This is a genomic window from Neisseria maigaei (genome assembly GCF_958267405.1).
In the GTDB taxonomy this organism is placed as follows: domain Bacteria; phylum Pseudomonadota; class Gammaproteobacteria; order Burkholderiales; family Neisseriaceae; genus Neisseria; species Neisseria bergeri.
Genome location: NZ_CATQFT010000035.1, coordinates 96,875 through 111,885 on the forward strand (window position 1 = coordinate 96,875; position 15,011 = coordinate 111,885).

17 protein-coding genes, 1 tRNA gene and 1 riboswitch are annotated in these 15,011 nt (G+C 50.7%); of the genes, 9 read left to right on the forward strand and 9 right to left on the reverse strand.

Annotated elements, in window-relative coordinates; all coding sequences use genetic code 11:
- Window positions 1-209 precede the first annotated feature (209 nt).
- The 4 genes from pilG (at window position 210) to Q3O06_RS06030 (ending at window position 3,212) form a co-directional block, all read left to right on the forward strand.
- The gene (gene pilG / locus Q3O06_RS06015; protein WP_301818091.1) at window positions 210-1,442 is read left to right on the forward strand and encodes a type 4 pilus assembly protein PilG; all 1,233 of its coding nucleotides are present in this window, start codon (window positions 210-212) and stop codon (window positions 1,440-1,442) included.
- Between the two features lie 73 nt (window positions 1,443-1,515).
- Window positions 1,516-2,376 (forward strand): prepilin peptidase, encoded by an 861-nt coding sequence (locus Q3O06_RS06020; RefSeq protein ID WP_301818092.1) that lies wholly within the window; start codon window positions 1,516-1,518, stop codon window positions 2,374-2,376.
- 1 nt (window position 2,377) lies between these two features.
- A complete protein-coding gene (gene coaE, locus Q3O06_RS06025; RefSeq protein WP_301818093.1) occupies window positions 2,378-3,010 on the forward strand; it encodes a dephospho-CoA kinase in 633 nt (210 codons plus the stop codon).
- The gene (locus Q3O06_RS06030; protein WP_301818094.1) at window positions 3,003-3,212 is read left to right on the forward strand and encodes a DNA gyrase inhibitor YacG; all 210 of its coding nucleotides are present in this window, start codon (window positions 3,003-3,005) and stop codon (window positions 3,210-3,212) included. Before coaE ends, Q3O06_RS06030 begins: the two co-directional genes overlap by 8 nt.
- An 84-nt stretch (window positions 3,213-3,296) precedes the next feature.
- Here Q3O06_RS06030 and pilB read toward each other — a convergent pair whose 3' ends face one another.
- The 4 genes from pilB to Q3O06_RS06050 all read right to left on the reverse strand — a co-directional run bounded on the left by pilB (window position 3,297) and on the right by Q3O06_RS06050 (window position 6,932).
- Window positions 3,297-4,973: a type IV-A pilus assembly ATPase PilB gene (gene pilB / locus Q3O06_RS06035; protein WP_301818095.1), complete on the reverse strand. Its 1,677-nt coding sequence runs from the start codon at window positions 4,971-4,973 to the stop codon at window positions 3,297-3,299.
- 442 nt (window positions 4,974-5,415) lie between these two features.
- A tRNA-Arg gene (locus Q3O06_RS06040) sits at window positions 5,416-5,487 on the reverse strand.
- Between the two features lie 20 nt (window positions 5,488-5,507).
- A complete protein-coding gene (locus Q3O06_RS06045; RefSeq protein ID WP_301666924.1) occupies window positions 5,508-5,954 on the reverse strand; it encodes a DUF441 domain-containing protein in 447 nt (148 codons plus the stop codon).
- A gap of 3 nt (window positions 5,955-5,957) precedes the next feature.
- The gene (locus tag Q3O06_RS06050) at window positions 5,958-6,932 is read right to left on the reverse strand and encodes a polyprenyl synthetase family protein (protein WP_301818096.1); all 975 of its coding nucleotides are present in this window, start codon (window positions 6,930-6,932) and stop codon (window positions 5,958-5,960) included.
- A 223-nt stretch (window positions 6,933-7,155) separates the two neighbouring features.
- On the opposite strand from Q3O06_RS06050, the gene rplU reads away from it, so the two are divergent.
- The 3 genes from rplU to ubiM all read left to right on the forward strand — a co-directional run bounded on the left by rplU (window position 7,156) and on the right by ubiM (window position 9,180).
- The gene (gene rplU, locus Q3O06_RS06055) at window positions 7,156-7,464 is read left to right on the forward strand and encodes a 50S ribosomal protein L21 (RefSeq protein ID WP_002216394.1); all 309 of its coding nucleotides are present in this window, start codon (window positions 7,156-7,158) and stop codon (window positions 7,462-7,464) included.
- Between the two features lie 24 nt (window positions 7,465-7,488).
- Complete coding sequence (gene rpmA / locus Q3O06_RS06060; protein WP_002212328.1) at window positions 7,489-7,761, forward strand: 50S ribosomal protein L27; 273 nt, start codon at window positions 7,489-7,491, stop codon at window positions 7,759-7,761.
- Window positions 7,762-7,995: 234 nt separating this feature from the next.
- A complete protein-coding gene (gene ubiM, locus Q3O06_RS06065) occupies window positions 7,996-9,180 on the forward strand; it encodes a 5-demethoxyubiquinol-8 5-hydroxylase UbiM (RefSeq protein ID WP_301818097.1) in 1,185 nt (394 codons plus the stop codon).
- A 212-nt stretch (window positions 9,181-9,392) separates the two neighbouring features.
- Here ubiM and rpmG read toward each other — a convergent pair whose 3' ends face one another.
- The 4 genes from rpmG to Q3O06_RS06085 all read right to left on the reverse strand — a co-directional run bounded on the left by rpmG (window position 9,393) and on the right by Q3O06_RS06085 (window position 12,769).
- Window positions 9,393-9,548, reverse strand: coding sequence for a 50S ribosomal protein L33 (rpmG, locus tag Q3O06_RS06070; protein ID WP_002212306.1), 156 nt, complete (start codon window positions 9,546-9,548; stop codon window positions 9,393-9,395).
- A gap of 28 nt (window positions 9,549-9,576) precedes the next feature.
- Window positions 9,577-9,810: a 50S ribosomal protein L28 gene (gene rpmB, locus Q3O06_RS06075; RefSeq protein WP_002216391.1), complete on the reverse strand. Its 234-nt coding sequence runs from the start codon at window positions 9,808-9,810 to the stop codon at window positions 9,577-9,579.
- Between the two features lie 254 nt (window positions 9,811-10,064).
- Entirely contained in the window at window positions 10,065-11,591 is a 1,527-nt protein-coding gene (farB, locus tag Q3O06_RS06080) for a fatty acid resistance MFS efflux transporter permease subunit FarB (protein ID WP_301818145.1), read from the reverse strand.
- 23 nt (window positions 11,592-11,614) lie between these two features.
- Entirely contained in the window at window positions 11,615-12,769 is a 1,155-nt protein-coding gene (locus Q3O06_RS06085) for an HlyD family secretion protein (RefSeq protein WP_301818098.1), read from the reverse strand.
- Window positions 12,770-13,161: 392 nt separating this feature from the next.
- Window positions 13,162-13,206: riboswitch (PreQ1 riboswitch) on the forward strand.
- A 3-nt stretch (window positions 13,207-13,209) separates the two neighbouring features.
- On the opposite strand from Q3O06_RS06085, the gene queF reads away from it, so the two are divergent.
- Both queF and Q3O06_RS06095 read left to right on the forward strand, forming a co-directional pair.
- Window positions 13,210-13,683 (forward strand): preQ(1) synthase, encoded by a 474-nt coding sequence (gene queF, locus Q3O06_RS06090; protein ID WP_301818099.1) that lies wholly within the window; start codon window positions 13,210-13,212, stop codon window positions 13,681-13,683.
- A gap of 70 nt (window positions 13,684-13,753) precedes the next feature.
- Window positions 13,754-14,440 carry a 7-cyano-7-deazaguanine/7-aminomethyl-7-deazaguanine transporter gene (locus Q3O06_RS06095; RefSeq protein ID WP_301818146.1) on the forward strand — a complete coding sequence of 229 codons (687 nt, stop codon included), beginning with the start codon at window positions 13,754-13,756 and terminating at the stop codon, window positions 14,438-14,440.
- A gap of 300 nt (window positions 14,441-14,740) precedes the next feature.
- On the opposite strand, the gene Q3O06_RS06100 is transcribed toward Q3O06_RS06095, so the two are convergent.
- On the reverse strand, window positions 14,741-14,866 hold the full coding sequence (locus Q3O06_RS06100; protein ID WP_300906326.1) for a hypothetical protein: 126 nt from the start codon (window positions 14,864-14,866) through the stop codon (window positions 14,741-14,743).
- Between the last annotated feature and the right edge of the window lie 145 nt (window positions 14,867-15,011).

Consider the following 15,011-nt stretch of genomic DNA (forward strand, 5'->3'; position numbering starts at 1 on the left):
TGCACCTTGTGTGCTGCACTGCATATTGAAACATTGCAGATGCATAGATGTCAGACAACCGTTTAATAAGGTATAATTGCACCCGATTCCGTCCCGTTTGCCGCCCGCAGGCGGGATGTCGGTGGTTTCCATCTTGCCGGGAACACGCCGATACTGTTTTTTAACGATATTTCTTACATTTTGTTCCAATTACTTTACGGGGCTAGAATATGGCTAAAAATGGGGGATTTTCTTTGTTCGCAAAGAAAGAAAAACGCTTTATCTTTGAAGGCAGGCATTCCGCCTCCGACAAACTGGTCAACGGCGAAGTATCCGCGTTTACCGAAGAAGAGGCGCGCAAAAAACTGGCCAAACGCGGCATCCGCCCGTTGCAGATTACCCGTGTGAAAACAAGCTCCAAGCGCAAAATCACACAAGAAGACATCACCGTCTTCACCCGCCAGCTGTCCACGATGATTAAAGCTGGCCTTCCGTTGATGCAGGCGTTTGAAATTGTGGCGCGCGGACACGGCAACCCGTCTATGACGGAAATGCTGATGGAAATCCGCAGCAATGTGGAACAGGGCAGCACGTTGAGCCGCGCATTCTCCAACCACCCTAAATATTTCGACCGCTTCTACTGCAACCTGGTTGCGGCGGGCGAAACGGGCGGCGTGTTGGAAAGCCTGTTGGACAAATTGGCAGTTTACAAGGAAAAAACCCAGGCCATCCGCAAAAAGGTAAAAACCGCGCTGACCTATCCGGTATCCGTCATCGCCGTCGCCATCGGTTTGGTATTCGTGATGATGATTTTCGTACTGCCCGCCTTTAAAGAGGTTTACGCCAATATGGGCGCGGAGCTTCCCGCACTGACCCAAACAGTGATGGATATGTCCGACTTTTTCGTCTCATACGGCTGGATGGTGCTGATCGCACTCGGCTTTGCCATATACGGCTTCCTCAAATTGAAGGCGCGTTCGATTAAAATCCAACGGCGTATGGATGCCCTGCTGCTGCGTATGCCGATTTTCGGAGACATCGTCCGCAAAGGGACGATTGCCCGCTGGGGCAGGACGACGGCGACACTGATTGCGGCAGGCGTGCCTTTGGTCGATGTCTTGGACTCCACCGCCGGCGCGGCGGGCAATTTAATCTATGAAGAAGCCACCCGGGAAATCCGTACGCGCGTCATCCAAGGCCTGTCTATGACTTCGGGGATGCGTGCGACGGAACTGTTCCCCAATATGATGGTGCAGATGTCCTCCATCGGCGAGGAATCGGGTTCTTTGGACGATATGCTCAACAAAGCCGCCGAATTTTATGAAGACGAGGTGGACAATGCGGTCGGCAGGCTGTCCGCTATGATGGAGCCGATTATTATTGTGATTTTGGGCTTGGTCATCGGTACGCTTCTGGTCGCTATGTATCTGCCGCTGTTCAACTTGGGCAACGTGGTCGGCTGACCCGTCATACGGATCCGGCGCGGATTGGTTCTGCGCCGGTTTGTTTTTGCTTTGAATATATCGAGGGCAAAATATGTTTGCTTTATCTGTACTGCCTCCGTTTGCCGTACCTTTGGCGGCTGTTTTGGGGCTGCTGGTCGGCAGCTTCCTGAATGTCGTCATTTACCGCGTGCCCGTTATGATGGAACGCGGCTGGACGGTATTTGCCAAAGAACATTTAAACCTGCCGCTGACCGACGAGGAAAGCCGTACCTTCAACCTAATGAAGCCGGATTCCTGCTGTCCGAAATGTCGCACACCGATACGCGCGTGGCAGAACATCCCGATTGTCAGCTACCTGCTCCTGCGCGGCAAATGCGCTTCCTGCCGCACCAAAATCAGCATACGTTATCCCTTAATCGAGCTACTGACCGGCGTATTGTTCGGGCTGGTCGCCTGGCAATACGGCTGGTCTTGGATTACGCTGGGCGGATTGGTGCTGACCGCGTTTCTGATTTCCCTGACCTTTATCGATGCGGACACCCAATACCTGCCCGACTCGATGACACTGCCCTTGATTTGGCTGGGGCTGATATTTAATTTGGACGGCGGCTTCGTGCCTTTGCAGTCTGCCGTTTTAGGTGCGGTCGCCGGCTATGGTTCATTATGGCTCTTATGTGCAGTGTATAAACTGCTCACAGGAAAAACCGGTATGGGCAACGGAGATTTCAAACTGATTGCCGCATTGGGCGCGTGGCTCGGCATATCCGCATTGCCCGTGCTGATTTTTGTTTCCTCACTGATCGGTTTGGTCGCGGCAATCGTTATGCGCATCGCCAAGGGGCAGCATTTTGCCTTCGGCCCCGCACTGACAGTTTCGGGCTGGATAATTTTTACGGCAAACGATTCCGTATGGCGGGCGGTCAACTGGTGGCTGACCCATCCGGTGCTGTAAGATGACGGTATGGGTCGGGCTGACCGGCGGAATCGGCAGCGGCAAATCGGCAGCCGCGCAATGTTTTGCCGATTTGGGCGTGCCGCGCATCGATGCGGACGCGGCGGCGCACTCGCTGACGGCTTCAGACGGCATCGCCCTGCCGGAAATCAGGCGGCTGTTCGGCGACACCGTTTTCGACACACAGGGTTTGTTGCGGCGCGACATATTGCGTAAAGAAATCTTTGCCTCCCCATCGCGCAAAGCCTTGCTCGAATCCGTGATGTTGCCGCTGATTTTCTCAGAAATCAAAAAACAGCAAGAAACCTTTACCGATGCGGCTTACGGCATTGTCGAAATTCCGCTGCTGACGGAAAAACGTCAATTTATCAGCCTGATACGGCGTGTCCTGACCATAAGCGCACCTTTGGAAAAACGTATCGGCAGGGTGATGGCCCGCAGCGGGCTGACGCGCGGCGAGGTGGCTGCCGTCATCAGCCATCAGGCATCCGAATCCGAACGCCTACTGCTTGCAGACGATGTGCTGCTCAATGACGGCAGCCTCAAAAGCCTGCGTGAGAAAACAATGCGCCTGCACGCGTTTTATTCAGGGATTTTCGCCTCAAAACCAACACAAGGAAAACACAATGACTGAATCGCAGCAAACACGCCTTCAAGTCAAATGTCCGACCTGTCAAACAGCAGTAGTATGGGAACTCGAAAACGCATTCCGCCCCTTCTGTTCGCAACGCTGCAAACTGATCGACTTGGGCGGATGGGCAGACAGGAAATATACGGTTTCCGACCAAACGGAAAGTTTGCCGGAAATATCCGAACCCGACGGGGCATACCGCTGACCGCCCCACCTTCCCGGCAAGTACCCTGAAAGTCAAATGCCGTCTGAAACAAACACGCTTCAGACGGCATTTTCATTCTCAAACCTAATCGTTGGTATTTGCCGTTACCTCTTCCAATGAAGTAATGCCCTGCATAACTTTCAACAAACCGGCCCGGCGCAAATCCACCATACCCTCCTTATAGGCAACATCCAAAATATCCACTTCCGTACCGTTGTTCATAATCACACGCTGCATTTCTTCGCTGATGGGCATAACCTCATACACGCCCGCACGCCCTTTATAACCCTGCCCCCGGCAACGGTCGCAACCGACGGCGCGGTAAAGTTTCCAATCTTTTGCAAGGTCCTCATCGGTAAAACCGACTTCCTTCAAAGCAGAGGCAGACGGACGTTCCACTTCCTGTTTGCAGCTCGAACACAGCCTGCGTAAAAGACGCTGCGCCATAATCAGGCTGACCGAACTGGCAATATTAAACGGCGCGACACCCATATTCAGCATACGCGACAACGTCGCCGGCGCATTATTGGTGTGCAGGGTGGAAAACACCATATGCCCTGTTTGTGCCGCCTTAATCGCAATATCGGCAGTTTCCAAATCACGAATCTCACCGACCATAATGATGTCCGGATCCTGACGCAGGAAAGACTTTAAAGCAGCGGCAAAAGTCAGGCCCTGCTTCTCATTGACGTTGACCTGATTGATGCCCGGCAGGTTAATCTCGGCAGGGTCTTCCGCCGTTGCAATATTTACCGACTCCGTATTCAAAATATTCAAACAGGTATAGAGCGACACCGTCTTACCCGAACCCGTCGGGCCGGTTACCAGCACCATACCGTAAGGACGATGGATCGCTTCCAACAGCAATTTTTTCTGAAACGGCTCGAAACCGAGCTGGTCGATGTTCAAAGACGCGGCATCGGAGTTCAAAATCCGCATCACAACCTTTTCGCCAAACAGCGTCGGCAAAGTGCTGACGCGGAAATCGATAGGCTTGCCGCCCTTTTGAAAGGTCAGCTGCATCCTGCCGTCCTGCGGTATGCGTTTTTCGGAAATGTCCAAACGCGACATCACCTTAATCCGGGAAGCAAGCTGCCCCCTTACCGCAATAGGCGGCTGAACCACCTCGCGAAGCTGCCCGTCCACGCGGAAACGGATACGGGCATTGTGTTCGTAAAACTCAAAATGAATGTCCGATGCCCCGCTGCGCAAGGCATCCGACAAAGTTTTATGGATAAACCTCGGAACAGGGCCGTCCTCCGCCTCCTCATTGTCGATATACAGGGTGTGGCTTTCCTCTTCCTCCTGCTCCTCCCCAAGCTCCTGAAGCAGCGATGTCGATCTCGACCCCACCCAATCGAGCAAACCCGCCAACTGGTCATCCTCGACAATGACCAACTCGACCGTAATCCCTGCGGCAGACACGGTTTTCTGAATTTGCGGCATCTGGGTCGGATCGGAAACCGCAAAAAATACTTTATTGTCCCGACGGAAAACCGGCACACAGTGGAACTCCACCATCTGCTCTTCCGTCAACACCCCCATCAGCACCCTGTGGCGCGGATAATGGCGCAAATCAAGAACCGAATAACTGAACACCCTGGCAATCAGTGCCGCAAGGGATTTAGGCGAAATGACACCGTCTGAAAACAGCATCGGCAACACTTCCTTACCCGCCTGCGACTCCTTGTAGTAATGCTCGGCCTGCTCAACAGTAACCACCTGGTTTTGAACCAGAATCCTCAGCAAACCTACGCTCATACGACCTTATCCCCAAATTTATTCATTGTTATACCAATATAACTTTTGTTATTGAATATTATCGGCGAACAGATTATCAAAAAAACAACCGCCTTGCAAATTCGGCATATTTCCATATATCCTAGCAAACGGGCGGCATACGCCTTTCCTCCCTTATATATTGCGCCCCATCAAAGGGTGCATTACTTTTTTAACCATCCCCGTTGACAGCCGAGTAAAAAGGTTTTTATGCCATCATCAAAATTAATATTTTCTTCTTCTGCCATATTATCCACATTAAAAAATGCGTCCCAAAAAAACATACCCCGTTTCCGGGCAGAAAAGTTTCCATACAATGGAAAACAAGCCTTTCATATCGCTGAAAGGCTTGTTTTACTTTGGTTTGCTATCGCCGATTATTACGCATTACATCGGCTTGGAAACCCCGTTTTTAGGGCTTAAACCTCGCCAACAGGAATCGAACCTGTATTTTACGCTTAGGAGGCATACGTTCTATCCGTTGAACTATGGCGAGCCGAAATGAAAAGGGAGATTTTAAACCTTTCCGGCAACAAAAGACAAGATGCCGGCAGCAATCAACGGCCCGACAGGGATACCGCCCATAAATGCCACCCCGATGACCGTACCGATCAGCAAGCCCGTTACCAATACCGGCTGCTGTCCCATCAAAGGCACGCCGCGTCCCGCCAGCCAAGCCACGAAAATACCGATAAAAACGGCGGATATCATTTTAAAATTCAAAAATTCGGCAACAGGAGGCACCTGCGCCTTTCCTGAAACCAACGGACTCAAAACCCCTATGGTTAAAAGAATGATACCGAGATTCAACCCATGCTTCTCGACCAACGGGACAAACTGTACCAATGCCGTCTGCTGCATCAGCAGCAATATGGTTGCCGAGATGGTAATCGAATTGTTGTTGCTGACCACACCCAACAGAATCAGCGTAACCAGAAACAGGGGAACAAAACTGAAATTCATCGGTTACGACACCCTGACCAAAGATTCCTTCGCCAGCTGAATCATGGCATCCTTCACTTCGCTGTCAGGCAGGGCATCCAAGGCGGCAACGGCACAATCAACTGCTTTGCGCGCCTCGCCTATCGAATATGCCAAAGCATCCGAACGGACGACATAATCGTGAATTTTCTCAAAATAGCTGCGATCTGCATTTTCCAAAGCAGTACGCACATCGTTCGCAACCTGTTCGGAACCCTGACGCATCAGATAAATCAAAGGCAGGGTCGGTTTCCCTTCCGCCAAATCGTCGCCGACGTTTTTACCTGTTTCTTCGGTTTCTCCCGAATAATCCAGCACATCGTCAATAATTTGGAATGCCGTACCGACATACATACCGTAGTCTTTCAACGCCTGTTCGTGTTCGGGGGAAGCCTTGCCCAAAATTGCGCCGACTTGAGCGGCAGCTTCAAACAATTTTGCCGTTTTATATTGGATGACTTGGATATATTGTTCTTCGGTAATGTCCGTATTGCCGATGTTCATCAGCTGCATGACTTCGCCCTCGGCAATAATGTTGGTCGCATCCGCCATCACTTCCAAAACGCGCATACTGCCCGAGGCAACCATCAGTTGAAAGGCGCGCGTGTATAAAAAGTCGCCAACCAACACTGCCGCCGCATTGCCGAACAGATTGTTTGCCGTTGCCCGCCCACGGCGCAAATCACTTTCATCGACCACATCATCATGCAGCAGCGTCGAAGTGTGGATAAACTCGACCATCGCCGCCAGCGAATACAGTTTCCCGTCATCATAACCGACCGCCTTACCCGCCAAAATCGTCATAATCGGACGCAGGCGTTTGCCGCCCGCGCTAATGATATATGTACCGATTTGCGAAATCAGTGCGACATCGGATTGCACCGCACAGTTGATGACTTCATTGACTTTGGCAAGGTCTTCAGGCAGATGTCGCTGGAAATAGGGCAGATTCTCGAGCATGGCAGACTCTCAGGTTTACGTTTCCGTCAAACGGCAGATACCGCTTGAAAGCTGATTCAAATAGCGGGCAATTATATCAGCAAAGCCATCAGGGCACATCTTTTCAGACGGCATATGGTTATCCGAACCGCGCAAACTTTGACAAAACAGGCAAATAACAATACAATGCTGAGTTTCGCACAATGGTGTGCGGATATTAACCATAACCCTTATGGAGTTGAGTATGTACGCGGTCGTAAAAACCGGCGGCAAACAGTATAAAGTTTCCGTCGGCGAAAAATTGAAAGTAGAACAGATACCAGCCGAACTCGACAGCCAAATCGAACTGACCGAAGTTTTGATGATTGCTGACGGCGAATCTGTAAAAGTTGGCGCACCTTTTATCGAAGGTGCAAAAGTAACGGCTAAAGTAGTGGCACACGGTCGTGGCGAAAAAGTCCGCATCTTCAAAATGCGCCGCCGCAAACACTACCAAAAACGCCAAGGCCACCGCCAAAATTTCACCCAAATCGAAATCGTGGCAATCGCCTAACCTTAAAACTTAGGAGCATTACAAATGGCAAGTAAAAAAGCAGGCGGCAGCACCCGCAACGGTCGCGATTCAGAAGCCAAACGCTTGGGCGTTAAAGCCTACGGCAACGAGCTGATTCCCGCAGGTTCCATCATCGTACGCCAACGCGGTACCAAATTCCACGCAGGCGACAACGTAGGCATGGGCAAAGACCACACTTTGTTCGCCAAAGTTGACGGTTATGTCGAATTCAAAACCAAAGGCGCGCTGAACCGTAAAACTGTCAGCATCCGTCCTTACACCGGTTCTGAAGAATAATCCAACCGATACCTGAAGCCGCATCTTTTCACGATGCGGCTTTTTACATATCCCACACCCGATTTGATACATATTAAGCTGAAAGTAAAAATCCGCATACACCCTCCCCTGCATATTTCTTCAACAGTGGGTTTTGATATAATCGCCTATCTGTTACAGATAGTTCAAACGGCATTCAAACCCTTACAAATGCCGTCTGAAATCATCGGCATCCGCCTATGCAAAGGATATTTTATGAGTTTACACAGCGACATCCTCGTCGTCGGCGCAGGCCCGGCGGGTTTAAGTTTTGCAGCCGAACTTGCCGGCAGCGGTTTGAAAGTTACCCTAATCGAACGCAGCCCACTGACTGTTCTGCAAAATCCTCCCTATGACGGACGCGAAATCGCCCTGACCCATTTTTCCCGCGAAATCATGCAGCGTCTGGGCATGTGGGACAAAATTCCCGAAAACGAAATCTACCCTTTGCGCGATGCCAAAGTCTTAAACGGACGTTCCGATTACCAACTCCACTTTCCCCAACCGACTGAAGCACGCGGCGAGCCTGCCGACTGCCTGGGTTATTTGATTTCCAACCACAATATCCGACGCGCTGCCTACGAAGTCGTATCCCAACTCGACAATGTCAGCATTCTGACCGATACGGCCGTTAAAGAAGTCAAAACATCTGATAATGAAGCGCAAGTCTTTTTGGAAAATGGAGACATTCTGACCGCGCGTCTCCTTTTGGCAGCAGACAGCCGTTTCTCACAAACCCGCCGACAACTCGGTATTTCTTCAGATATGCACGACTACAGCCGAACCATGTTCGTCTGCCGCATGAAACATACTCTTTCCAACCAGCATACCGCTTACGAATGCTTCCATTACGGACGCACCATCGCACTGCTGCCACTGGAAGAACACCTGACCAATACCGTCATTACCGTCGATACCGATAAAATCAACAGCGTTCAAAACCTTTCGCCTGAAGAATTGGCCGCAAGCGTAAAAGAACAGCTCAAGGGCAGGCTCGGCGATATGGAACTGGTCAGCAGCATCCACCATTACCCCCTTGTCGGCATGATTGCCAAACGTTTCTACGGCAAACGCAGTGCGCTGATCGGCGATGCGGCTGTGGGTATGCACCCTGTAACAGCACACGGTTTTAATCTCGGACTTTCCAGTGCGGACATCTTGGCCAAACTGATTATCGAAGCCGAACAGCGCGGTCAAGACATCGGTGCATCTTCATTATTGGAAAAATACAGTAACAAACATATGCTGCATGCCCAGCCGCTTTATCACGGAACCAATATGATGCTGAAACTGTTTACCAATGAGACCGCACCGGCAAAACTGTTGCGCGGCTTGGTATTGCGTGCCAGCAACAATTTCCCGCCGCTGAAAAAGCTGATTACCAAACAACTGACTGGTTAAAATCATATAAAAAATGCCGTCTGAAACATGTTCAGACGGCATTTTATTTGACTGCCTGCTATATTGCCGTTCAAGTTCGACAGACAAATCCATTACCCTGTATAAGTTGACTGATTACACAATATCATCTGACACCGACTGAAAATAAGAAATTTACAATACTTAAAAACAAAGCCTCCGAACAATCGGAGGCTTTGTTTGCCAAACGGAAATTATTTCAGTTTAGTTTCTTTATACACTACGTGTTTGCGAGCAACTGGGTCAAATTTTTTGATTTCCAATTTGCCAGGCATAGTGCGTTTGTTTTTGGTAGTGGTATAAAAATGACCAGTACCTGCACTGGATTCCAGTTTGATTTTATCGCGCATTGCAGTAATCCTTAACTAAGGGTTTAAATTAAGCTTCACCGCGAGCACGCAAATCAGCCAATACGACATCAATGCCTACTTTATCGATGGTACGCAATGCAGCGTTAGAAACGCGCAGGCGAACCCAGCGGTTTTCACTTTCTACCCAAAAACGACGTGATTGCAAGTTAGGCAAAAAACGACGTTTGGTTTTGTTGTTGGCGTGTGATACGTTGTTGCCAGACATCGGGCGCTTACCGGTCACTTTGCAAACTCGTGCCATGGTCAGTCTCCAAACTTCTAAAATAGTAAAACGTAATTTATACCACGAAAAACAGTGTTAGTTCAAGTGTTTTAGAGAAAAACGGCTGTTTTACGTGAATTATCCTGCCGATTGTTGCATTCGGGAAACGTTTGCCGATACGAAACAGACGGAATGCGATTATAGCGGGTTTCACAGATACCTGCATTCTAAATACTGTCCGAACATGTTTCCACATGTGTTTTCAGACGGCATTTTAGTCGAGGCAGGGGGTATTAATGCCCTCCCCCTCCATTATTGTGGAACGGCGGTTTTGCCAGCCATATGACGGGTATCATGATAATGAATAACAAGCTGCCCGCCATAAAGATTTCGTTCGAGCCGATGATGAAGCCCTGTTGCGTGATGGTGTTGTTGATGATGCCTAGGGTTTGACTGTCGGAAATGCCTTGTTGGGACAAATGAGCGGCCGTTTCGTGCAATGTTGCGGAATAGGGCGTGATGTGTTCGGCAAGGCGCGTGTGGTGCAACGCTTCGCGCCGTTCCCACAGGGTGCTGACGACGGATACGCCGACACCGCCCATCAGCACGCGCAGGAAATTCGACAGGCTGCCGGCGGCGGCAATCTGTCCGCCCTTCATATGCGACAGTGTGATGGTGGTCAGCGGCAGAAAAAACATGGCGACACCGACACCTTGCCAGAACTGAGGCCAGATGACGTTGCCGATATCCATATCGGCATAAAAATCCGTACGCCAATAGAAAGTAAAGGCAAAGGTCAGGAAGCTGGCAGTTACGAGCAGGCGCATATCGGCCTTATTGCCGAATCTGCCGATAATGGGTGACAGGAAAACAGGCAGGATGCCGACAGGTGCGGCGGCAAGTCCTGCCCACGTGGAGGTATAGCCCAGGTTGGTCTGCAACACTAACGGCAGCAGGGTCAGCGTCCCCATATACACCATAAAACCCAATGATGTGGCTATTACGCCGACGGTAAAATTCCGATCTTTAAACAGCGATAAATCGACAATCGGATATTTTTCTCCCAATTCCCAAACAATAAAATACGACAAGCACACCAGTGCAACTACGCCCAAGGTAATGATTTCTCCAGAGGCGAACCAGTCGAGTTCCTTACCCCTGTCCAGCATCATCTGTAACGCGCCGATACCGACTACCATCAATGTAAGCCCGACATAGTCGGTCGGCATTTTAACGGTTTCCGTTTCCCGATATTTCAAATGTTTCCATGTAATCCATGCCGATATGATACCGATAGGGATATTAATGAAGAAAATCCAACCCCAATGCCAGTTTCCGGAAATCCAACCGCCGAGTATCGGCCCGAGGACGGGGGCGACAACGACGGTCATTGCCCACAATGCCAGTGCCAGCGTCCGTTTTGCGGGCGGATAGGATGCCATTAACAGGCTTTGCGACAAGGGAATCAGCGGCCCGGCGATAAAGCCCTGCAAAATGCGGAAAACAACCAGCGACTGAAGGTTGGGGGCAATACCGCACAACCACGATGTGATGACGAAACCGGCGGCGGCGGCGGTAAACAGCTTGACCTCGCCGATACGTTTTGCCAAAAAGCCCGTCAGCGGCACGGAAACGGCGTTTGCCACAGCAAAAGAAGTAATGACCCACGTCCCCTGAGTGGTCGCTGCACCGAGGTTGCCGGCGATAACGGGAACGGCGACATTGGCGATAGTCGTATCTAAAACTTCCATAAATACGGCAAGCCCCAAAGACAGCGTAATCCATACCAATGCCGCACCTTTAAGCGGTGGATAATCCATTGTGTTCTCCGTTTCAGACGGCATCAATGCGCGTATTGCTCAAGAATTTCGTCCACCAGCCTGTCGGCTTCCGACCAATCCGTGCCTTCAGTTTCCGGCAACACGGCATCCGGCGTTTTTGAAATAGGCGCGCCTGCAGCGGAAGTATCCACTTTTACCATCATCGACAAACCGATGCGCAACGGATGCCTGTCCACATCTTCACGGTTCAATTCGATACGGACAGGGACACGCTGCACCACTTTAATCCAGTTGCCCGTTGCGTTTTGCGCCGGAATCAGCGAAAACGCGCTGCCCGTACCTGCCGAAAACCCTGCCACCCTGCCGCGATAAACAATTTGTTTACCGTATAAATCCGACACCAGCTCGGCAGGCTGTCCGATTTTCATATGCCGCAACTGCGTCTCTTTAAAATTGGCATCAACCCACACATCCGACAACGGCACCACCGCCATCAGCGGTGCACCGGCCGCCACCTGCTGCCCGACCTGCACCGAACGCTTTGCCACCTGACCGTCCACCGGCGCGCGGATTTGCGTCCGCTGAAGGTTCAACCACGCATCTTTCAACCTGCTGACTGCCGTCTGAACCGCCGGCTGTTCGCGCAAAGCGACCTGACCACCCAAAGCCGCACGTGCCGAAGACTCTTCCGCCAAAGCCGCCTTAACTGCCGCCTGAGCCTGAGACACTGCCGCACGGGCATGTGCCAGCTCTTCGGCGGACACGGCTCCCGATTCTGCCAAAGCGGACCGGCGGCGTAAATCATCCTGCGCACGTGCCAAATCCGCTTGGCGCAAAGCAACCTGCGCCCCCGCCTGAGAAGTGGCGGCATTTTGCTGGCGGTTTTGCCGCACCGCCTGAATCAGCTCGTTTTTTGCCCGCTCGTAAGCCAGCACATCATTATCGTCGTCCAACACCGCCAGCACGTCGCCTTTTTTCACGGCATCCGTATCGTCGTGCAAAACCTTCCGCACCGTGCCGCCCTTTTGCGGCGTAATCTGAACTACGCGTCCGGCAACATAAGCATTTTCCGTTTCCTCTTCGTGCTGCCACCATAAAAAAAACGCCGATACGGCAGCGACGGCGGCAAGCGCGAACAGCAGCGTTAACACCAGCAGGCGGCGTTTGCGTTTGACTTGCGTGTTTTGAAGTTTTGTTTCGTCCGTGTGCGTATCCATAAGATTAGGTTCCGAATTTCCTGATTTCATATAAACAATATTCTTTCAATAGGAGGCAGATTCTATATCCGCGCAATAACGCAATCAAGTCAGTATTTTAGATGCAATATTCAAAAAACAACACTTCAGGCGGCAAAACCGAAAATATATTTCGTTCATATAGTGGATTAACAAAAATCAGGACAAGGCGACGAAGCCGCAGACAGTACAAATAGTACGGAACCGATTCACTTGGTGCTTCAGCACCTTAGAGAATCGTTCTCTTTGAGCTAAGGCGAGGCAACGCCGTACTGGTTTTTGTTAATCCACTATATATGACACGGAAAACGCCACCGTCCAAACCATGCCGTCTGAAGAAAACTACACAGATACCGCCACTTATATTACAATCGCCGCCCGTGGTTCGAAAACCTCCCACACTAAAAAACTAAGGAAACCCTATGTCCCGCAACAACGAAGAGCTGCAAGGCATCTCGCTTTTGGGCAATCAAAAAACCCAATATCCGGCCGAATACGCGCCCGAAATTTTGGAAGCGTTCGACAACAAACATCCCGACAACGACTATTTCGTCAAATTCGTCTGCCCCGAATTCACCAGCCTCTGCCCCATGACCGGGCAGCCCGACTTCGCCACCATCTACATCCGCTACATTCCGCACATCAAAATGGTGGAAAGCAAATCTCTGAAACTCTACCTCTTCAGCTTCCGCAACCACGGCGATTTTCATGAAGACTGCGTCAACATCATTATGAAAGACCTCATCGCCCTGATGGATCCAAAATACATCGAAGTGTTCGGCGAGTTCACACCGCGCGGCGGCATCGCCATTCATCCTTTCGCCAATTACGGCAAAGCAGGCACAGAGTTTGAAGCATTGGCACGCAAACGCCTGTTTGAGCACGACGCACAATAAACCATCCTTCCCATATTTCAGACGGCATTCCTTTGATATGCCGTCTGAACGCCTTTTCGAAAGGTTTTTTATGTACGCATTTACTGCCGCACAGCAACAGAAGGCACTCTTCTGGCTGGTGCTTTTCCATATCCTCATCATCGCCGCAAGCAACTATCTGGTGCAGTTCCCCTTCCAAATTTTCGGCATCCACACCACTTGGGGTGCGTTTTCCTTTCCCTTCATCTTCCTCGCCACCGACTTGACCGTCCGCATTTTCGGTTCGCACTTGGCACGGCGGATTATCTTTTGGGTCATGTTCCCCGCCCTTTTGCTTTCCTACATCTTTTCCGTTTTGTTCCACAACGGCAGTTGGACAGGCTTGGGCGCGCTGTCCGAATTCAACACCTTTGTCGGACGCATCGCCTTGGCCAGCTTTGCCGCCTACGCGCTCGGACAAATCCTTGATATTTTTGTATTCAACAAATTACGTCGTCTGAAAGCGTGGTGGATTGCACCGACCGCATCAACCGTCATCGGCAATGCACTGGACACGTTAGTGTTTTTTGCCGTTGCCTTTTACGCCAGCAGCGATGAATTTATGGCGGCAAACTGGCAGGGCATCGCATTTGTCGATTACCTGTTCAAACTCACCGTCTGCACCCTCTTCTTCCTGCCTGCCTACGGCGTGATACTGAATCTGCTAACGAAAAAACTGACGGCCCTGCAAACCAAACAGGTGCAAGACCGCTCCGTGCCCTCGCTGCAAAATCCGTAAACAGCCCTGCCGGGAATCGGGACGGTTGGGTTTTCTTTTATTTGCAAACACTGCCGGAACGGATAAATCCGGATTCCCGCCACTTCGCCATTCCCGCGAAAGCGGGAATCCGGTGCGTTGGGTTTCAGTCATTTCCGATAAACTCCTGCCGCGTTGTGTTTCTAGATTCCCGCTTTCGCGGGAATGACGGCGGATGGGTTTCCGTGCCGTGGTGTCCGGATTCCCGCCGGTACGGGAATGACGGCAGTGCTTCCTTGGCTTAGTTTTATTTTAACCAACTACATAGTGGATTAACAAAAATCAGAACAAGGCGACGAAGCCGCAGACAGTACAAACCAAGACGCTTGCGGCTTTGCTGACGCGCTGGAACTGTCCGCTTGCTTTGTCGGCGGCTTTGAGAATAATATTTATGGTCTTGTCGGTCATAAAGTGGTCTTGAAAATGAAACGTTATCGAAAATCTGACAAACTGAAAGAAAAATATAGTGATATAGATGAGACTTTTGAATTTATAAAGGGGTTTATCTATGTAGTTGCCCTTGCTTTTACCGCATATATCGCTATCCGTTTTT